At 58.7% G+C, this 18,490-nt stretch carries 16 protein-coding genes; 8 read left to right on the forward strand and 8 right to left on the reverse strand.

Annotated elements, in window-relative coordinates:
* Positions 1 to 5: 5 nt before the first annotated feature.
* The 4 genes from HMPREF3042_RS01515 to HMPREF3042_RS01530 form a co-directional block, all read right to left on the reverse strand.
* Positions 6 to 284, reverse strand: a complete 279-nt coding sequence (locus HMPREF3042_RS01515) for a mycoredoxin (RefSeq protein WP_038627805.1) — start codon at positions 282 to 284, stop codon at positions 6 to 8.
* 139 nt (positions 285 to 423) lie between these two features.
* Positions 424 to 954 (reverse strand): dihydrofolate reductase, encoded by a 531-nt coding sequence (locus tag HMPREF3042_RS01520; protein ID WP_070545717.1) that lies wholly within the window; start codon positions 952 to 954, stop codon positions 424 to 426.
* Positions 955 to 977: 23 nt separating this feature from the next.
* Positions 978 to 1,814: a thymidylate synthase gene (locus HMPREF3042_RS01525; RefSeq protein WP_070855871.1), complete on the reverse strand. Its 837-nt coding sequence runs from the start codon at positions 1,812 to 1,814 to the stop codon at positions 978 to 980.
* Positions 1,815 to 1,830: 16 nt separating this feature from the next.
* A complete protein-coding gene (locus HMPREF3042_RS01530; protein WP_038627816.1) occupies positions 1,831 to 2,586 on the reverse strand; it encodes a 3'(2'),5'-bisphosphate nucleotidase CysQ in 756 nt (251 codons plus the stop codon).
* Positions 2,587 to 2,756: 170 nt separating this feature from the next.
* On the opposite strand from HMPREF3042_RS01530, the gene HMPREF3042_RS01535 reads away from it, so the two are divergent.
* The gene (locus HMPREF3042_RS01535) at positions 2,757 to 3,170 is read left to right on the forward strand and encodes a YccF domain-containing protein (RefSeq protein ID WP_070855872.1); all 414 of its coding nucleotides are present in this window, start codon (positions 2,757 to 2,759) and stop codon (positions 3,168 to 3,170) included.
* 92 nt (positions 3,171 to 3,262) lie between these two features.
* On the opposite strand, the gene pgi is transcribed toward HMPREF3042_RS01535, so the two are convergent.
* Positions 3,263 to 4,900 (reverse strand): glucose-6-phosphate isomerase, encoded by a 1,638-nt coding sequence (pgi, locus tag HMPREF3042_RS01540; protein ID WP_070855873.1) that lies wholly within the window; start codon positions 4,898 to 4,900, stop codon positions 3,263 to 3,265.
* A 224-nt stretch (positions 4,901 to 5,124) separates the two neighbouring features.
* Between pgi and HMPREF3042_RS01545 the strand changes: the two genes are divergently transcribed.
* The gene (locus HMPREF3042_RS01545; protein ID WP_070855874.1) at positions 5,125 to 6,606 is read left to right on the forward strand and encodes an NAD-dependent succinate-semialdehyde dehydrogenase; all 1,482 of its coding nucleotides are present in this window, start codon (positions 5,125 to 5,127) and stop codon (positions 6,604 to 6,606) included.
* A 22-nt stretch (positions 6,607 to 6,628) separates the two neighbouring features.
* Here the strand turns inward: HMPREF3042_RS01545 and HMPREF3042_RS01550 are convergent, their stop codons facing one another.
* Positions 6,629 to 7,003 carry a chorismate mutase gene (locus HMPREF3042_RS01550; protein ID WP_005509925.1) on the reverse strand — a complete coding sequence of 125 codons (375 nt, stop codon included), beginning with the start codon at positions 7,001 to 7,003 and terminating at the stop codon, positions 6,629 to 6,631.
* A gap of 65 nt (positions 7,004 to 7,068) precedes the next feature.
* Between HMPREF3042_RS01550 and HMPREF3042_RS01555 the strand changes: the two genes are divergently transcribed.
* A complete protein-coding gene (locus HMPREF3042_RS01555) occupies positions 7,069 to 9,768 on the forward strand; it encodes a UvrD-helicase domain-containing protein (protein WP_070855875.1) in 2,700 nt (899 codons plus the stop codon).
* A 66-nt stretch (positions 9,769 to 9,834) separates the two neighbouring features.
* On the opposite strand, the gene HMPREF3042_RS01560 is transcribed toward HMPREF3042_RS01555, so the two are convergent.
* On the reverse strand, positions 9,835 to 10,326 hold the full coding sequence (locus HMPREF3042_RS01560; protein WP_070855876.1) for a hotdog fold domain-containing protein: 492 nt from the start codon (positions 10,324 to 10,326) through the stop codon (positions 9,835 to 9,837).
* A 151-nt stretch (positions 10,327 to 10,477) separates the two neighbouring features.
* Positions 10,478 to 11,185, reverse strand: coding sequence for a M23 family metallopeptidase (locus HMPREF3042_RS01565; protein WP_070851171.1), 708 nt, complete (start codon positions 11,183 to 11,185; stop codon positions 10,478 to 10,480).
* A 529-nt stretch (positions 11,186 to 11,714) separates the two neighbouring features.
* On the opposite strand from HMPREF3042_RS01565, the gene HMPREF3042_RS01570 reads away from it, so the two are divergent.
* From HMPREF3042_RS01570 to HMPREF3042_RS01590, 5 genes are all read left to right on the forward strand, one after another.
* Positions 11,715 to 13,553, forward strand: coding sequence for a cell division protein PerM (locus HMPREF3042_RS01570; RefSeq protein ID WP_070855877.1), 1,839 nt, complete (start codon positions 11,715 to 11,717; stop codon positions 13,551 to 13,553).
* Between the two features lie 57 nt (positions 13,554 to 13,610).
* On the forward strand, positions 13,611 to 14,264 hold the full coding sequence (purN, locus tag HMPREF3042_RS01575) for a phosphoribosylglycinamide formyltransferase (RefSeq protein WP_070855878.1): 654 nt from the start codon (positions 13,611 to 13,613) through the stop codon (positions 14,262 to 14,264).
* Positions 14,261 to 15,808 carry a bifunctional phosphoribosylaminoimidazolecarboxamide formyltransferase/IMP cyclohydrolase gene (gene purH, locus HMPREF3042_RS01580; protein ID WP_070855879.1) on the forward strand — a complete coding sequence of 516 codons (1,548 nt, stop codon included), beginning with the start codon at positions 14,261 to 14,263 and terminating at the stop codon, positions 15,806 to 15,808. Before purN ends, purH begins: the two co-directional genes overlap by 4 nt.
* 199 nt (positions 15,809 to 16,007) lie before the next feature.
* The gene (locus HMPREF3042_RS01585; protein ID WP_070566195.1) at positions 16,008 to 16,601 is read left to right on the forward strand and encodes a TetR/AcrR family transcriptional regulator; all 594 of its coding nucleotides are present in this window, start codon (positions 16,008 to 16,010) and stop codon (positions 16,599 to 16,601) included.
* Between the two features lie 307 nt (positions 16,602 to 16,908).
* A complete protein-coding gene (locus HMPREF3042_RS01590) occupies positions 16,909 to 18,489 on the forward strand; it encodes a carboxyl transferase domain-containing protein (protein ID WP_070855880.1) in 1,581 nt (526 codons plus the stop codon).
* Position 18,490: the final 1 nt, after the last annotated feature.

The following is an 18,490-nucleotide window of genomic DNA, read 5'->3' on the forward strand; positions in this document are numbered from 1 at the left end:
TGCGCTTACTTGCTGGAGAGTTCAGCGTACTTAGCGGTGACTTCCTCCACAGACGGATTCGTGGCGTGCTCGCCATCGGAGTACAGCACAGTCGGCACAACGCGGTTGCCGTCATTGACGGACTCAACCCACTTCGAAAGGTCGTCGTGCTTTTCGACGTCCCAAGCCTCAAACGGAGTGCCGTTTTCCTTCAGGCCAGCAATGAGGTTCTGGCAGAAAGGGCACCAGGCCGCAGCGTAAATGGTCACGTGTTCGGTGGTCTGTGGAGTCTTCACATCAGTCATACTTAGTCCAACGCGCGGACCAAGGCCGATATTCCATTGCGCAATACGTCCGCCGGGCAGTAGCCCCACCTCAGAGCCTTGCTCGGCACCCTTCCCAGATGCTCTTCGGAGGCTTTCCTTCCGAGGCTTTTAAAGGAAGCTAATCCTCTAGACGCCGCCACGTGCAGAAGCGGTAGCGTAGGCCGGTCGTTGACGTCTGCCACGGGCCATCCTCGACACGAACCCAGTCGTAGAGGTCGGGAGCCATGACCGGTACCGGGACATTGACATCAGTATCAATGTCGGTGACCACGCATTCGTCGGCAAGCGAAAGTGCATCGCGATAGACACGTCCGCCCCCGATAATCCATGCTGCGGGCTCGTCGGCGACGGCTGCGAGTGCCGCTTCGAGGCTGGCTGCGGATTCAGCGCCGGGGAAATCGGACACGGAGCGCGAAAGGACGATGTTTCGACGACCCGGGAGTGGACGGAACTTGGGATTCAGCGAGTCCCACGTGCGACGCCCCATGATGACTGGTGCGCCCATCGTCGTTGTTTTGAAATGCTGAAGATCTTCAGGCAGATGCCAGGGCATAGTCGCGCCGTCGCCGATAATGCCGGCCCGAGACTGCGCCCAAATCATCCCTACAAACGGGGGCTTTGCGCTGGTGGAAGCGGTGGACTCGTTCATGTCGACACTCACCTTTCGCTGACTTAGACAGCCACCTGACCGCGAATCAGAGGATGCGGGTCGTAGCCGATGACCTCGATGTCCTCGTAAGCGTAGTCGAAAATGCTGTCGGCCTTCCGAAGCTTCAGCGTGGGGTAGGGGCGTGGCTCACGGGAGACCTGCAGTTCGCACTGTTCAATGTGGTTGTCGTAGATGTGGCAATCACCACCGGTCCAGATGAACTCACCAACGTCCAAGCCCGCCTGCTGCGCCATCATGTGCGTCAACAGTGCATAGGAAGCGATGTTAAATGGCACGCCCAGGAACATGTCCGCGCTGCGCTGGTAGAGCTGGCAGCTGAGCTTGCCATCTGCGACGTAGAACTGGAACAGCAGATGGCATGGCGGCAGCGCCATATTGGAAATCTCGGAGACATTCCATGCGCTGACGATGTTGCGGCGGCTATCCGGGTTGGACTTCAAAGTCTCCAGCGCCTGTGCAATCTGGTCGATGTGGTGCCCATCCGGAGTGGGCCAGGAGCGCCACTGCACGCCATAGACCGGGCCGAGGTCGCCGTTGTTGTCTGCCCACTCATCCCAAATAGTCACTCCGCGGTCCTGGAGCCACCGGACGTTTGAATCGCCGCGGAGGAACCACAGCAGCTCGTACACGATGGACTTCAGGTGCACCTTTTTAGTGGTGATCAGCGGGAAGCCCTCGCTCAGATCAAAGCGCAGCTGGCGGCCGAACACTGAGCGAGTGCCCGTACCAGTGCGGTCTGATTTCGCTGCTCCGTCAGCGAGAATTTCGCGCAGCAAATCCTCGTACGGAGTCTGAATGCCCTGATGAGCCTGTGTTGTGATGTCAGTGGAGTCGGTCATAGCCGCCCTAGCTTACCTACTTCTGCTCTTGATTCTTGAATTCCTTCACCGCTGCCAGAATCTCCTCCGACAGGTCCGGTCGGCAGAACAGCATATCCGGCAGGAAAGTATCGACATTATTGTAGGTCGGCGCGGAGCCGTCTAGGCGGCTGACATGCAAACCGGCGGACTTAGCGACACCAACCGGCGCTGCCGAATCCCACTCGTACTGACCACCGTCGTGGATGTAGGCGTCGTAGTCACCGAGCAGTACGTGCATTGCCTTCGCACCAGCGGAGCCCATCTCTACCAGCTCCATGCCCAGCTTGTCAGCGACGTACTTCGCCACAGCCGGTGGGCGAGTACGCGATACGACAATCTTGCCCGCACGCGGCCCCTGGACAGCCTTGGCCTCACCCGTGTGGAAAACCTGGCCGTGATCCGGCAGACCAACAGCAGCGTGGGTCGGCTGACCGTCCTCTACCAGAGCGACATGAACTGCCCAGTCCTGGCGGCCCGAAGCGAACTCACGCGTGCCATCGAGTGGGTCAATAATCCACACCCGCTTTGAGTCCAGGCGCTCACGGTTATCCGCGGCTTCCTCCGACAGCAGTCCGTCGTCCGGACGGTGCTGCTCCAGTACGCGGGCAATCCACTCCTGTGCCAGTGCGTCGCCGGCATCTCCCAGAATGCGGCCACGCAGCAGGCCTACGTTGCGGACACCCTTGAGAATTTCACTGGCGCCCACGGCAAGTCGATAGGCAAGAACATCATCTTCAATGTAGGCAGACATGACTTAGATACTATTAGCTTTTTCCCAACCCCGCTTTACGACGGGATGCCGCGGCATATTCTCGTGGCAGCCGGGTGGCCTCGTGGGTTTTTGCATGACTTCGTGTAGGTGATAGTCGAGCCTTGCTAGCTCCAGGTGCCCACTACGCATCCTGACTACACTTAAGTGGCATGAAGACCTTGCTGAATATCATTTGGCTGTTGTTCGGTGGCCTGTGGCTTGCTTTGGGCTACATTTTCTTCGGCGTTCTTGCCTGTATTTTGATTGTCACAATTCCCGCTGGTGTGGCCTCGTTCCGCATGGCTTCTTATGCACTGTGGCCGTTTGGACGCTCCGTGGTGGAGCGTTCCGGTCGGGGCGCGGTCGGTGCCGTTAGCGCCGGTGTGATGAATGTAATCTGGTTCCTCATCGCTGGTCTGTGGCTGGCCATCGGTCACATCATGACTGCGGCGGCGCAGGCAGTCACCATTGTTGGAATTCCACTGGCGGTGGCCAATGTCAAGATGATTCCGGTGACCTGCTTCCCATTTGGCAAGGAGATTGTTAAGGGCTACCGCGCTGACGGTTACGTGGTGAAGATTTAGAGGGATACGAATAACAAAAGTCCGCCCGCAGCGAGAATCAGTTCAAGCCGAGGGCGGACTTTTAGCTATTTAGGCAAGCTGTCTAAGAGCCGTTAGCGCTTGTCGCGGTACCAGGTCAGCAGCGCATCGGTGGAAGCATCGCCTGAATCCGGTGCAACTTCACCGGTGACAGCAGGCAGTAGGTCGCCAGCCTGCTGCTTGCCCAGCTCCACGCCCCACTGGTCGAAGGAGTTCAGACCCCAGACAATGCCCTCGACGAAAGTGATGTGCTCGTAGAGTGCAATCAGTGCACCTACTGCGTCCGGGGTCAGTTCCTCGGCCATGATGGTCGTGGTCGGGCGGTTGCCCGGCATGACCTTGTGCTCCACGAGCTCCTCGGCAATGCCCTCTGCGCGGATTTCATCCGCGGTCTTACCGAAGGCCAGCACCTTGGTCTGTGCGAAGAAGTTACTCATCAGCAGGTCGTGCATAGAACCTTCGCCGGATGCCGTCGGCAGATCCTGGCGTGGACGGGCAAAGCCGATGAAGTCAGCCGGAACCAGGCGAGTTCCCTGGTGAAGGAGCTGGAAGAAAGCGTGCTGGCCGTTCGTTCCCGGCTCACCCCAGAAGATTTCTCCGGTGTTGTAGTCCACCCTCTTGCCGTCGGTACGCACGGATTTACCGTTCGATTCCATGGTGAGCTGTTGAAGGTACGCCGGGAACCGGGAGAGGTCTTCAGAGTAGGGCAGCACGGCATGCGACTGAGCGTCGAGGAAGTTTGAGTACCAGACGTTCAGCATGCCCATCAGCACTGGCACGTTCTGCTCCAGCGGAGCGTTGAGGAAGTGCTCATCCATTGCGCGGAAGCCCTGCAGGAAGCGCATGAAGTCCATCGGACCAACGACGGCCATGATGGACAGGCCGATGGCGGAGTCGACGGAGTAGCGGCCGCCGACCCAGTCCCAGAAGCCAAACATGTTCTCAGTGTCGATGCCGAATTCGGCGACCTTTTCGGCATTCGTGGAAACGGCAACGAAGTGCTTGGCGACGGCTTCTTCGCTACCCAGCTGCTGAATAAGCCAGCGGCGAGCTGCGTGAGCGTTGGAGAGCGTCTCCTGCGTGGTGAAGGTCTTGGAAGCGACGATAAACAGCGTGGACTCCGGATCGACCTCATCCAGAACCGCCTGCAAATCAGACGGGTCAACGTTAGAGACAAAGCGGGCATCAATGCCGGCAGTGGCATAGGTGCGCAGCGCCTTGGTCACCATTGCCGGGCCCAAGTCGGAGCCACCGATACCGATGTTGACCACAGTCTTAATAGTGTGACCCGTGTATCCCAGCCAGTCTCCACTGCGGAGGCTGCGAGCAAAGTCGCGCATGCGGCCGAGCACCTCATGCACGTCGGCAGCAACATCCTGGTCGCCGACGGTCAGATTTTCCTCTGCTGGCAGGCGCAGCGCTGTGTGCAGCACGGAGCGGTTTTCAGTGGTGTTGATCTTGTCACCGCGGAACATCTTCTCGCGTGCTTCTTCGATGCCAGCGGCGCGAGCGAGCTCAACCAGCTCGGCAAAACCGTCGAGGCACATCAAGTTCTTGGAAAGGTCAACGTGGAGAGTGCCCGCATCGAAAGTCAGCTTCTCAGTGCGGCCATCTTCATTGGCGAAAAGTTCACGCAGCGAGGTGGCGCGAACATTGTCCACGCGCTTAGCCAGCTGAGCCCACTGTTCGGTTGCGGTGATATCTACGGTCATTCCTGCTCCCAGGTGATTTTTGACGAAATGCACTTTATACCTCCCCAGACTAGTTACGTTTTGGCGCTCTCGCCGGGCAGCAGGATGTGACCAGGCGTGACCACAATCTGCTGGCAGCTCGATTCCGCGGTGCCTTTGCTTCGCCTATGCGCCGACCATCCGTCGACTATCCGCCACCTACGAGTCCCTAGCCCGCTTCAGCAAAGGCACCTACCCTGGAAAATATGACTGATTTCACTCCTGATTACGACAACATCCTCAAAGATGTCCCCACAGGCCTTCTCCTCGGCGGTGAGTTCCGTCCCGCGTCGAATGGTGAGACCTTCGATGTCGTTAACCCCGCGACAGATAAGCCGCTGGTCCAGGTCGCTTACGCCACAGAGGAGGACGCCAGGCAGGCGCTTGACGACGCCGTCGCAGCTCAGAAGGAGTGGAAGGTAACCCCGCCCCGCAAGCGCAGCGAGATTCTTTACCGCGCTTTTGAACTCATCCGTCGGGATGCAGACAAGTTGGCCCAGCTGCAGTCTCTGGAGATGGGCCGTGCGTTGCCGGATTCCAAGGCTGAGGTCGGCTACGGTGGCGAGTTTTTTCGTTGGTTCGCTGAGGAGGCCGTACGTATCTCCGGCGATTACCGAATTTCTCCGAGCGGAACCTCGCGCGTCGCGGTGATTAAGCAGCCGGTCGGTCCGGTTTTGGCTATTACGCCGTGGAATTTCCCGCTGGCTATGGGTACCCGCAAGATCGCCCCGGCACTCGCCGCCGGCTGCCCGGTCATTATTAAGCCCGCGTCCAAAACTCCGCTGACCATGCTCTACCTGGGCAAACTACTAATCGAGGCCGGTGTTCCCGCAGGCGTGATTTCCGTCCTGCCAACAGGGCACTCAGCCAACGTTTCTGCCCTGCTTTCCGATGACCGCCTGCGCAAGTTCACCTTCACCGGTTCCACCGAAGTTGGCCAGATGCTCGCTGCGAAGGCCGCGGAAACTTCGATGAAAGTTTCCCTTGAGCTCGGCGGGAATGCTCCGTTTGTCATTCTCTCTGATGGTGATGTTGATAAGGCTGTGCAGGCAGTCAGTGACGCCAAGCTCCGCAATGGCGGCCAGGTGTGTATCGCGCCGAACCGCTTTATTGTTCATGAATCCAAGAAGGATGCGTTCGTCGAGGGCGTCGTCAAGCGTTTTGCGGAGCTGAAGTTGGGCGAGGGTACCGATCCGGCGACGGACCTTGGGCCACTCGCGCTGCGTGATCAACAGGAAAAGGTTCGTGATCTGGTTGACGATGCGGTCAAGCGCGGTGCGAAAGTAGAGTGTGGCGGCAAGATCCCAGATCTCGGCGGCGCGCTTTCCGACGGCTACTTCTTCGAGCCCACAGTTCTGACTGATGTGCCCGAGGATGCGGATATTGTCCGAGAAGAGATTTTCGGTCCGGTGGTTGCGGTGACGACCTTCACGGACGATGAGCACGCGATTGAGCAGGCAAATGACACCATCTTTGGTCTGGCGGCGTATGTGTTCAGTGAGAACCTGACCAAGGCACTTGGTGCGGCAGAGACGTTGGAGTCCGGCATGGTTGCGGTCAATAAGGGCTCGCTGTCGGACCCGTCGGCGCCGTTCGGTGGTGTCAAGCAGTCCGGCCTTGGACGTGAGGGTGGTTTCACCGGTATCGATGAGTTCCTAGAGGAAAAGCTGATTTCCCTGGAAGGCTAGCCGGACAGGTAGCTGGCGAGGGTTAGCCCAGGCGACCGCGTCCCATGCGCAGCAGAGCCGACGCGATTGCCGGGCCCTCTGGGCCAAGTGCGTCGCGGAACTCGTTGATGATCTGCACCTCTCGGCCGTGCACGAGACGCGTGCCGCCAGATCCCAGGCGGGTTTTGCCGACGGCCTTACTGATTGCGGTGCGGCGTTGAATGGCATCGATAATCAGCCCGTCAAGGCGGTTGATTTCCTTGCGGTACTGTTCGATCTCCGCGGAGCTCAACGGGTCATCGGTACCGGTGGGGGTGCGGACTTCAAAAGGGGACACTGCCGCCGCCTGCTGGCTGTGCTCGGCGCCGTCGGTGTTGTCGGTGTGTGCGGCGGGAGTGTCCGCAGGGTTTTCGCTCATAGTTCTTATTGTGCCAAAGGAATCGAACAGTCCAATCCGGGGGCTCGGCTACTGTAGTAGCCATCATGGGAAATGAAACTGGAATGCTGTTCGGGTCCTTCAATGCTGACGATGGACGTAGTGGCGATAGCCATGCTGGTTCGAACCACGGCGAGGCGGGCGGTGCTACGCCTGGCCGTGGTGGGTTCGGCCACTTCGCCAGCGCTGGTAGCAATAGCGCACCGAGTGACGCTGCCAGCTTTGGCGGCGGTTTTGGCGGTGGCTTCGAGCCCAGTTTTGATTCAGAGTCGCTGCTAGAGGGGCTTAATCCGCAGCAGCGCCAAGCAGTGGAGCACATTGGTTCACCACTGTTGATTGTGGCTGGAGCGGGTTCAGGAAAGACATCTGTGCTGACGCGCAGGATTGCATACCTGATCGGTGCGCGTGGGGTCCTGCCAAGCCAAATTTTGGCTATTACCTTTACCAATAAGGCCGCAGCCGAGATGCGCGAGCGTGTGGCGGGACTGGTCGGTGACCAGGCGCGGCGTATGTGGGTGTCCACGTTCCACTCCATGTGTGTGCGCATACTGCGCATGCAGCATGCGCTAGTACCGGGGCTTAATTCCAATTTCTCTATTTATGATTCGGACGACTCCCGGCGTTTGCTGTCCATGATCGCTAAGGACATGGACCTGGATGCCAAGAAGTTCACCGGCCGCGTGCTCTCGTCGCGTATCTCCAATCTCAAGAATGAGTTGATTGACCCAGAGAAGGCCCTCGCGGACGCGTCGACGACGCGCAATCCTTTTGATGATGTCGTTGCACGGGTTTACCTGGAGTACCAGACCAGGCTACGGGCGGCTAATGCCGTGGACTTTGACGATCTAATCGGTGAGGTCGTTCGGATTTTCACCAATCACCCGCAGGTTGCAGAGTATTACCGTCGCCGTTTCCGGCATGTGTTGGTGGACGAGTACCAGGACACCAACCATGCGCAGTATGTTTTGGTCTCGACGCTCGTCGGCAAGCCCGGTGGAGATGTGCCTCCGAGTGAGCTGTGTGTGGTGGGCGATTCGGACCAGTCCATTTATGCCTTCCGTGGTGCGACTATTCGCAATATTGAGGAGTTTGAGAAGGACTATCCGGAGGTCACGTCGATTCTGCTGGAGCAAAACTATCGCTCGACGCAGACGATTCTGTCGGCGGCCAATGCGTTGATTGCGCGCAATGAGAACCGCCGGGAGAAGAAGCTGTGGACCGATCTCGGTGAGGGCGGCAAGATCAAGGGCTACGTGGCGGACAATGAGCACGATGAGGCTCGGTTTATCGCTAACGAGATTGAGCAATTGGTTGACTACGGGCCGTACTCGTATTCAGATGTGGCGATTTTCTACCGCACCAATAATTCCTCCCGTGCGCTAGAGGATGTCTTCATTCGTATGGGCGTGCCGTACACGGTCGTTGGTGGCACCAGGTTCTATGAGCGTAAGGAAGTACGCGATATTGTCGCCTACCTGCGCGTTATTGAGAACTTCGACGATGATGTTTCGCTGCGTCGCATTATCAATACGCCGCGCCGCGGAATCGGTGACCGTGCGGTGGCTCATGTGTCGCTCTATGCCGAGGACGAGAGGTGCTCGTTCGGCACGGCGCTACGTGCCGTAGCGGAGGGTAAGGTTCCGGCGGTGGCGGCGCGGAGTCGAAACGCGATGGCGGCGTTCGTCGAGATGATTGATGGCTTGGCGGCGGATATGGCATCCGGTGAACTGGCCGATATCGGTGATTTGGTCAACGCGATTATTGATCGCAGTGGGTACAAGTCGGAGCTCGAGCGCTCCAATGATCCGCAAGATGCCACGCGCCTGGACAACCTCAATGAGCTCGTCAGCGTTGCGCGGGAGTTCTCTGCAGAGGCGCGGATGATGTCGTCGGTGGATATTAGCGCTGATGTAAATGAAGGCTCTGGCGCTGCAGCTGATGCTGAAAGCGGTGCTGATACTAGTGGCGAGTCCGAGGTGGAATCTGGAATCGCGAATGACCTCGCGCGTGATTTCGCGGCCGACTTCGACAACGATGGGGAAGCGGAACCGGGAAGTCTGCAGGCATTCCTCGAGCGAGTTTCTCTGGTGGCCGATGCGGATCAGATTCCGGATGATGACACCGGTGTAGTGACGTTGATGACGCTACATACGGCTAAGGGCCTGGAGTTTCCGGTGGTATTTCTCATTGGCTGGGAAGACGGACTGTTCCCGCACCTGCGCGCCCTGGGCGATCCGAAGGAGCTGGCTGAAGAGCGACGTCTGGCCTATGTGGGTATTACCCGAGCTCGCAAGCAGCTGTATCTCACGCGCGCTGTGACTCGGTCCTCGTGGGGTTCGCCGCAGAATAATCCGCCTTCACGTTTCCTGGGGGAAGTCCCAAGCGACCTGATCGATTGGCTGCGCGAGGCTCCGGCTCGCAGCTGGGGCGCCGGTTCTGGTGGTTTTGGTTCTGGTGGCTACGGCGCGGGCAGCGCGTTTGGTCGTGGCCATGGTGCCTCGTCGGGCTTCGGTTCCAGCTCGGGCTTCGGCTCTGGTGGATCCTCTAACTCTGGTGCGCCATCCCGAAAGAAGAATCAGGTCTTGCACCTAGAGCCCGGTGACAAGGTTGTTCACGACAAGTACGGCTTAGGCACTGTGCTTGAGGTCCAAGGGGCCGCGCCCCGGGCAACTGCGATGATTGACTTTGGATCCGCAGGTAAGGTCCGCATGATGCTTATCGGCGGCGTGCCCATGGAGAAGTTGTAAAAATCCACCACCGCCCGACTGGCCGTCCCTACCCGCGGCCGTGCACGTGCCACTATCGCGTGGAGGCTACTTAGGCTTCTTCGCCGTCACCCAGCAGTTGATGGTGGCATCTTGCACTTCGGTGCCGTTGGCATCGGTCAGCACAATGTGGACGGGAAAATCTACCCCACCAGTCTCCGGTGTGATGGTGGAGAAGTCCGGCAACTCAGCCTTGGCCACAGCCGTCAGGCCACCAACGGAGATGCGCTTGTAGTTCGTCGTCATGCCCTTTGGCACCCAGCGATGCGTTGTCGGTACGCTGGCCTCACAGAGCATGCCCATCGCGAATTCAGCGAGGTTACACGCAGCAATCGCATGCACGGACTTAATGTGATTACGCACGCCCCACCAAGCGGGCATGCGCGCTACCGCCAGTCCAGGCTGCATCGTCTCTAGCTTGGGGCAGATTGTGCGGAAATATGGCGCCGTCAATGCGGCGGTTAAGGAAAATAGACGCTTGCCGACGACCGGAGTCGGAGCCAACTTCTTCCACATGCGGAATGTTTGAGTCTCTGCCATGTGTCAAGGGTAAAGCCCCAGTACCGGCGGCGATGCCGGTTTCTGAAAAATTGATCAGACGAGGCTTTCAGTCACGGTCAAACAGGGGCCGGTGCACAAGTAGGGCCTTCGCAGAGCGGCCAGGCCTGCTCGTGCCTGTGCCGATACCTGATTAGTTCAGGTTCAGACCACGCTGGATGAACCAGGTCACCGGGTCGACCGGGGTGGTGCCATCCGGGTGAATCTCGAAGTGGAGGTGCGTACCGGTGGAGAAGCCGCGGTTACCCATACCGGCGATGACCTGGCCAGCTCGGACAGCTTCGCCGACAGCGACGTAGATGGACTCAATGTGGCCGTAGACGGAAACAGAGCCGTCGTCATGGCGAACGCGAATCCACTGGCCGTAGCCCTGAGCCGGGCCTGCATCGATAACAGTGCCGTCCATGACGGACATGATTGGGGTGTTGGTGACGTTAGCCAGGTCGACACCGTAGTGGAAGGTTCCCCAGCGTGGACCGAACGGTGAGGTCAGCAGTCCCACAGTCGGGATGGAGAGCTTCGGAGCGCGGGCAGCCTGGTCGCGAGCAACGCGCTCCTGGTTGTACTGCAACGCCGTAGCGAGGTGGTCGCTGAGGTTAGTGCTCGGATTGAAGGAGCTGGAGGCCAGCACCATCGGAGCATTGTTCTTCGGCTGAGCAGCGCGGGTCTGAGTCGAAGCTGAGTTCTCCGGAGCCTTATTCTCGGTCTCAGCTGCGTGGGCGACCGCGTTGGAAGAAGCGATCGTCGATGCGGACAGCGCGACCAGTGCTGCGCGAGAAGTTGCGGAAACCTCTACCTTGCGGTGCTTTCCGCCTCCGCGACGAGCATTGAAAAACGTCACTTCAATCTCCCTGCCAACGAAACTCTTTGTAACCCAACTGTTATCTAACTTCTGCGATAATAACGGTTCGATATAGGGCAAGCAACTCATATTTAGAGAACTTGTTCACTAATTTGTCAGTTTCAGTTCAATAGAGCCGTGCTGTGACCGTGGGGCTGTTGTCTTGTATCGCGGATCCGGTGAAGCGCAACCGGTGTGTTGCCAGGGGATTTATGGCGGATGCCCCTTAATCGAGGGGGCGGGTAGGGAGGTCGGCAAGTAGTTTCCGGGTGAACTAAGGGTGTGGTAGCGGGGGTGACAAAAGGTAACCCATCGACGTTGACAAATGGAAACCAACGGCGAAGCCACTTTGGGGGGACAGCGGAGGAGATCGGACTCAACGGATACCGTCCGTCCTGGGATCCGTACCTTCAAATTAGACTCTGCAATGCCTAAACAAAGAGGCGTTGTATGTATGGCACTATATGGCCATGGCTGTGACGCACCCTTGCGTGGCACCCTATCTATATAGGTGGGCAATCAGCTGTCAATGATTAGACGCGGGAAGGACGATGTCACTGTGAAAGGCGCGGATTCGCGGAGAGGTTCCTCCGGTAGCGATCGAAATCGGCGAAGCCGCACCGGTGCCGGTGGCAGCGGCGGTGGTTCCCGTAGCGTCCGCAGTGAGCACAGTGAGCGCACTGCCCGCGCATGGCAGAACACGCAGGCCGGTCGGACTGGCGGTGCGCGCAGCGTCGGTGCCGACAGCAATCGAGGAGCCACGACGACAATGAAAGCGGGGGGCTCCGGAACGTCGTCACGCAAGGGGCGCCCCTCGGGGTTCCGTCGTTTCATTAACTCGCCTCGTACACGCCGGTTTGGGCTGTCTGTTGCCGGTTCTTACGGCGTCGTATTGCTGTTCATCATCTCGGTAGCTCTGATTGGCGTCATCGTCAGTGGCGCTGGAATGTCTCCGCTTCCAGCGAGTATCGCGTCGATGTGGATGATCTTTAACCTCGCGCCGTTCCGTTTTAACGGCACGACGCTGGGGCTCACACCAGCACTGCCCGCGGTGCTGATGGTGTTGTTCATCGCCTGGCGTGTACGCCGCGAAGTCGCTGACCGCATCAGCATCAAGGATGTCCGCGCGTTGGTCGGCGCGTATCTGGGCACGCCCATTGTTCTCACCATCATCGCGTGGCTCATGCTTTACGACGCGTCGAAGGTGTTTCCCCGCGTTCAGACCCCCAGTTTCGGCCTTGCGATTGCAGCCGCGCTGCTTGTAAATCTCGTGGCCTTGGTGCTGGGAATGGGGCAGCGGTTGCTGCGTGCACTACTGCTGCGCCGGAAGCTGCCGGAGTGGTTGCTCGGGTCGGCCCGTCTGGCGGGCAGCTACGTGGCATGGCTGTGGCTGGCCGGTGTTGTGGTGACACTCGTTTCGCTGATTTGGCATCGAGAGTTGCTGGCAGAGACATTTGCAATCACGGATACCGTCGGTGAAAGTGTTGCGGTCAGCGGCCTCTCGCTGCTGTACCTGCCAAATGTGGCCTTCGGTGCTGTCGGTGTGCTGGTGGGCGGAAAATCGACGTTTGGGCCAGCGGAGGCTGGGCTGTTCGCAGTGCACCCGGCTCAGCTGCCACCGCTGCCGATTTTGGCTGCCATGCCTCAGTCGCTGGTGCACTGGGCTTTCGGAGTGCTGATTGTGCTACCGCCAGCCGTTGCGGCTTGGCGCGTCGTGGCATTCCTGAAGAAATCTGCACCGAAGCAGCCCTACCTGGTCGTCGTTCTCGCTGCCGTGTGGTCGATCATCTTCCTCATGGGGCTGGCTTGGCTGCTCGGCGGTGAGGTTGGCATCTTTGGGTGGGCCGGTGCCTCCTGGTGGCTGACTGGACTGCTCGGCTCGATGTGGCTGGTTGTTCCGGGGGCCATCGTGGTTGTTGCGATGACCGGTGTGCCGTCACTTGGTAGGGACAAGGGAGTCTCGGAAGTGGCCGCAGAAAAGTTCCCGCCGAAGCCTGCGGGAGATGGAAACGGTCATGCTGAGGCTGAGGATGCCGGCGACGCCGATAAGTCCGACAATGACGGGAGCGGTTCGGAGGAGTCGGAGGAGATTGTCGACGGGGAAGTCGTAGCGACCTCCGAAGATGAAGCGACCTCCGAAGACGAAGCCGAGTCCGACACAGAGGAGGAATCAGAGTCCGGTGCTGAGTCTGAAGACACTTCAGAAGACGCTGAGGAATCGGACGACTCTGAAGAGGATTCAGAAAGCGCCGCAGGCGGAGAAGCATCGGGCGAAGTAGATGCGACCGATGAGGGTGAATCCGATGAGGACACCGACGACTCAGAGGAGGGTGGCGATGGGGAACCGTCGTCAAGCGAAAAGAGCTAAGCCAACTTAGGGGGAGCGGAATTTGGGGTCTCTGCCGGGCTGGGTAAGCTAAACGCCGTGACTGAAGCACAGCCCGTCGCAGAAATTTCGCACAATAATTCCTCCAGCAAGCAGCTCCGCATCGTAGTCCTGGCCTCTGGCCTGGGCTCCCTTTTGCAGTCGATGCTGGAACTGTTGGACGCTGAAAAGGTTCAGATTGTCGCGGTTGGTTCGGACAAGGATTGTCCGGCGCTGGAGAGGGCTCAAAACCTCAATATCCCAACTTTTCGGGTGCCTTTCGATGCTGAGGCAAAGAAGGACCGAGAAGGTTGGGATATTCGTGTTTTAGAGGCCGTGAACATTTTTTCGCCGGATATCGTTGTCTCGGCGGGTTTCATGCGCATTCTGGGGCCATCATTTGTGGAGGTCTACAGCAATCGCATCATTAATACGCACCCAGCGCTGCTGCCGTCCTTCCCAGGGGCGCGTGCGGTACCGGATGCACTTGACTATGGGGTGAAGGTCACCGGCACGACCGTGCATATTGTTGATAATGGAGTGGACACCGGGCCGATTCTGGCGCAGCAGCCAGTGGCCGTCGAGGACGACGACACGGTGGAGACCCTGCACGAACGAATCAAGGTTGTCGAACGCCGACTCCTGGTTGATGTATTGCACTCGATTGCCGATCACGGAATTGAGCGTGACGGACGAAAGGCTTATCTGAAATGACCAACGACAACACGCAGCGTAAACCGATCAAGCGCGCTCTGATTAGCGTCTACGACAAGACTGGGCTCGAGGAGCTGGCTCGCGACCTGCACGAGGCTGGCGTGGAAATCGTTTCCACCGGTTCCACGGCTGGCAAGATTGCTGCAGCTGGCGTGCCTGTGACCCCGGTTGAGGATCTCACTGGTTTCCCGGAGTGCCTCGAGGGCCGCGTGAAGACGCTGCACCCGCGTGTTCACGCCGGCATTCTGGCTGATACCCGCAAGGAAGACCACCTGGCTCAGCTGAAGGAGCTCGGTGTGGAGGCTTTCCAGCTCGTTGTCGTTAACCTGTACCCGTTCCGGGAGACCGTTGCCTCGGGCGCTTCCTACGACGAATGCGTGGAGCAGATCGACATTGGAGGCCCGTCGATGGTTCGCGCTGCGGCGAAGAACCACCCGTCGGTTGCCATCGTCGTCGACCCGGCTCGTTACGGCGATGTCGCTGCCGCCGTGAAGGAAGGCGGCTTCACCCTCGAGCAGCGCCGTGAGTTCGCTCGCGACGCATTCCTGCACACCGCTGATTACGACGCAGCTGTGTCTAATTGGTTTGTTGAGCAGCTCGGTGGCGCTGAGGGATCCACTCCGACTCCGCTGCGCTACGGCGAGAACTCTCACCAGTCGGCAACTCTGACCCGCATTGGTACCAAGGGGCTGGCAAACGCCAAGCAGCTGAACGGCAAGGAGATGTCGTACAACAACTACCAGGATGCCGACGCCGCATGGCGTGCCGCCTGGGATCACGAGCGCCCGTGTGTGGCAATCATCAAGCACGCTAACCCGTGCGGCATCGCAGTCTCGGATGAGTCCATCGCCGCAGCTCACCGCGCAGCTCACGCATGTGACCCGATGTCCGCATTCGGCGGTGTCATTGCCGTCAACCGCGAGGTCTCCGTTGAGATGGCCGAACAGGTCAAGGGCATCTTCACCGAGGTCATCGTCGCTCCGTCCTACGAAGACGGTGCCGTTGAGGTGCTGAAGGCCAAGAAGAATCTGCGTATTCTCGTCGCCGAGTACGAAGCACCGACCACCGAGAACAAGTTCATCTCGGGTGGTCTGCTCACCCAGGATCCGGATACTTACCAGGCAGAGGGTGATAAGCCGGAGAACTGGGAGCTGGCCACCGGCGAGGCATTGAATGCTGAAGAGCTGGCTGAGCTCGAGTTTGCATGGCGCTCCGTCCGCGCTGTGAAGTCCAACGCCATCCTGCTGTCCAAGAACAACGCCACCGTCGGCGTCGGCATGGGCCAGGTCAACCGCGTGGACTCCGCAAAGCTCGCCGTTGAGCGCGCAAATACGCTTGCCGACGGAGAAAACCGTACTCAGGGGGCCTACGCTGCGTCCGATGCCTTCTTCCCGTTCGCTGACGGCCTGCAGGTCCTGATTGATGCCGGTGTGAAGGCAGTTGTCCAGCCAGGTGGCTCCATCCGTGACGAAGAGGTCATCGCTGCTGCCAAGGAAGCTGGCGTCACCATGTACATGACAGGTACTCGCCACTTCTTCCACTAATTCCTTCACAGGCTAAGGGCTAACCGCCGAGGTGCTAACTGTCACCTCGGCGGTTTTTCTCTACCTGGACGTGTGGGGACCTGTGGGCGAGGATGCGTATCTGTTGCTGAGCGGTGGATTATGCGGACACATGCTGGGGGCAGGCACTGGTGAGAATTATGCATACGCAACCGCTCAAACACGTTTAACATAAGAGTTTATGTCACGTAGAGCCGAAGCACGACGGCGTCGAGAAGCAGAAATTCTCTCCGCTGCTGCCGCGATTATTGCCGACCGAGGGTTTCATCAGACTCGGTTGGAGGATGTCGGCTCTGCTGTTGGCATTTCCGGCCCAGCTCTTTACCGCTACTTCAGCGGCAAGGAGGAGCTGTTGGCTCAGATCCTGATTGATATTTCTATCCGACTCGTCGATGGTGCGCGTGCAGTCCTTGATCAGGCGAAGGGCAATGATTGGACTGCGGAGGAGACGCTTCGGGGGCTTCTCGCGCATCACGTGCATTTTGCTGTAACAGAGCCTGATCGCATTCGTGTCCAAGAACGCGAAGGCGGAAATTTGGCGCCAGAGCAGAGCGCAAAAGTGCGTTCCTTGCAGCGTCTGTACATGGTCTTATGGGTGGACGCTCTGCGTGAACTGCAGCCTGAACTCACCTCCGATGATGCGCAGCTTAGAGTTCAGCTCACCGCTGGGTTAATCAACTCTTCCCGACACGTGCTCAAGTGGGCAGGGCCTGAGGCGACAAGGGAAAATACCTTTGAGATGGCCCTCGCTGCTCTGGGGATTAACAACCAATAATCTGCATTCATTTTTCTGCCGTCTGGCCTCACTGCTCGCAGCAGTGTGGGGTCAGGCGGCTTTGTTGTGTGGCGCGGTCGGTCTTATCAGAGTGGATTTACCCCCCGAAATAAATTTCTAGGAGAAACATAAATCTCTATTGGAAACATGTTGTGACCTCGGGGAGAGGTGTGTATTTCAAGCTGCATAAAAGACTTCCGGGGGTGAAAGTGTGGTCTAAGAAACAAAATTTGTTGTGAGGTGACTGGGGTCACATTAATCTTTTCGTCAAGAAAGTTAATAGTCATTAACGGAAAGTATTTCGCCCATGACTCACGCTCCAGCATTGACCAACCGACAGCGCCACGAAGAGCTCGTCGCAGAGCTCAAAGAGCTGCTTAGCACAACAGCACGCGGTGGTTCCGAACGTGCCCGTGCTCGCCATATTTCCCGCGGTAAGCTGCTGCCACGTCAGCGCATCAACCAACTGCTTGACCCCGGCAGCCCTTTCCTTGAGGTCGCACCGCTAGCGGCCCACGAAATGTATGGCGGCAAGGTTCCGGCTGCTGGCGTCATCGCCGGCATTGGCATCATCGAAGGTCGTCGCTGCCTGGTTGTAGCCAATGACGCAACCGTTTCCGGCGGAACGTACTACCCGTTGACTGTCAAGAAGCACCTGCGCGCACAGGAGATTGCCAGCCTTAACCACTTGCCGTGCATTTACCTGGTCGACTCCGGCGGGGCCATGCTTCTCAACCAGGATGAAGTTTTCCCTGATCGCGATCATTTCGGTCGCATTTTCTACAACCAGGCCAACCTTTCCGCTCGCGGGATTCCGCAGATTGCCGCCGTGATGGGATCCTGTACCGCCGGTGGCGCCTATGTGCCGGCGATGAGCGATGAAGCGGTCATTGTGAAAAACCAGGGCACCATCTTCCTGGCAGGCCCGCCACTGGTTAAGGCTGCAACTGGTGAAGATGTCATACCAGAGGAACTCGGTGGCGGCGAACTGCACTCCAAGACCTCCGGCGTTACTGACCACCTCGCGGTTAACGATGCCGACGCACTGCGTCGTGTCCGCGATATCGTCGCAACGCTCCCCAAGGACCCGGAAGTTCCGTGGGACACAGAATCCACCGTCTCGCCGACTCGCAACCAGACCGATCTTTACGATGTCGTCCCCGTCGATGCCAAAGTGCCTTACGACGTTCACGAGGTTATTGAAATTATTGTGGATGGAGGTCAATACCAGGAGTTTAAGGCCGAATTTGGTACGACCCTGGTCACTGCTTTCGCCCGCATCCACGGCCACCGCGTCGGCATTATCGCCAACAACGGCATTCTCTTCGCGGAATCTGCGCAGAAGGGCGCGCACTTCATCGAGCTGTGTGATCAGCGCGGCATCCCACTGGTATTCCTGCAGAACACCACGGGCTTCATGGTTGGTCGCGAATACGAGGCCGGCGGTATCGCAAAGCACGGCGCCAAGATGGTCAACGCCGTGGCTACCACCCGCGTGCCCAAGTTCACCGTAGTCATCGGTGGTGCCTTCGGCGCCGGCAACTACTCCATGTGCGGTCGCGCATATTCGCCGCGCTTCCTCTGGATGTGGCCGAATGCTCGCATTTCCGTCATGGGCGGTCCACAGGCGGCGATGACGCTGTCGACGGTTCGTCGCAACCAGATTGAACGCTCAGGTGAGAGCTGGTCGCAGGAAGAGCAGGAGGAGTTTGAAGCTCCGATCCGCGAGCAGTTTGAGCGCCAGTCGCACTGCTATTACTCATCGGCTCGCCTGTGGGATGACGGTGTCATCGATCCCGCAGATACCCGCCGAATTCTTGGCATGGCCCTCGATGTGGCAAGTGGCGCGCCCCTGGATGAACAGGGCTTCGGCGTCTTCCGCATGTAAT

Source organism: Corynebacterium sp. HMSC074C05 (assembly GCF_001838325.1).
Lineage (GTDB): Bacteria > Actinomycetota > Actinomycetes > Mycobacteriales > Mycobacteriaceae > Corynebacterium > Corynebacterium amycolatum.

What these genes read in the sequence shown, in the direction of transcription:
- HMPREF3042_RS01515 (WP_038627805.1), bottom strand. Translation starts at nt 284, where the DNA reads ATGACTGATGTGAAGACTCCACAGACCACCGAACACGTGACCATTTAC.
- HMPREF3042_RS01520 (WP_070545717.1), bottom strand. Translation starts at nt 954, where the DNA reads ATGAACGAGTCCACCGCTTCCACCAGCGCAAAGCCCCCGTTTGTAGGG.
- HMPREF3042_RS01525 (WP_070855871.1), bottom strand. Translation starts at nt 1,814, where the DNA reads ATGACCGACTCCACTGACATCACAACACAGGCTCATCAGGGCATTCAG.
- HMPREF3042_RS01530 (WP_038627816.1), bottom strand. Translation starts at nt 2,586, where the DNA reads ATGTCTGCCTACATTGAAGATGATGTTCTTGCCTATCGACTTGCCGTG.
- HMPREF3042_RS01535 (WP_070855872.1), top strand. Translation starts at nt 2,757, where the DNA reads ATGAAGACCTTGCTGAATATCATTTGGCTGTTGTTCGGTGGCCTGTGG.
- pgi (WP_070855873.1), bottom strand. Translation starts at nt 4,900, where the DNA reads ATGACCGTAGATATCACCGCAACCGAACAGTGGGCTCAGCTGGCTAAG.
- HMPREF3042_RS01545 (WP_070855874.1), top strand. Translation starts at nt 5,125, where the DNA reads ATGACTGATTTCACTCCTGATTACGACAACATCCTCAAAGATGTCCCC.
- HMPREF3042_RS01550 (WP_005509925.1), bottom strand. Translation starts at nt 7,003, where the DNA reads ATGAGCGAAAACCCTGCGGACACTCCCGCCGCACACACCGACAACACC.
- HMPREF3042_RS01555 (WP_070855875.1), top strand. Translation starts at nt 7,069, where the DNA reads ATGGGAAATGAAACTGGAATGCTGTTCGGGTCCTTCAATGCTGACGAT.
- HMPREF3042_RS01560 (WP_070855876.1), bottom strand. Translation starts at nt 10,326, where the DNA reads ATGGCAGAGACTCAAACATTCCGCATGTGGAAGAAGTTGGCTCCGACT.
- HMPREF3042_RS01570 (WP_070855877.1), top strand. Translation starts at nt 11,715, where the DNA reads ATGATTAGACGCGGGAAGGACGATGTCACTGTGAAAGGCGCGGATTCG.
- purH (WP_070855879.1), top strand. Translation starts at nt 14,261, where the DNA reads ATGACCAACGACAACACGCAGCGTAAACCGATCAAGCGCGCTCTGATT.
- HMPREF3042_RS01585 (WP_070566195.1), top strand. Translation starts at nt 16,008, where the DNA reads ATGTCACGTAGAGCCGAAGCACGACGGCGTCGAGAAGCAGAAATTCTC.
- HMPREF3042_RS01590 (WP_070855880.1), top strand. Translation starts at nt 16,909, where the DNA reads ATGACTCACGCTCCAGCATTGACCAACCGACAGCGCCACGAAGAGCTC.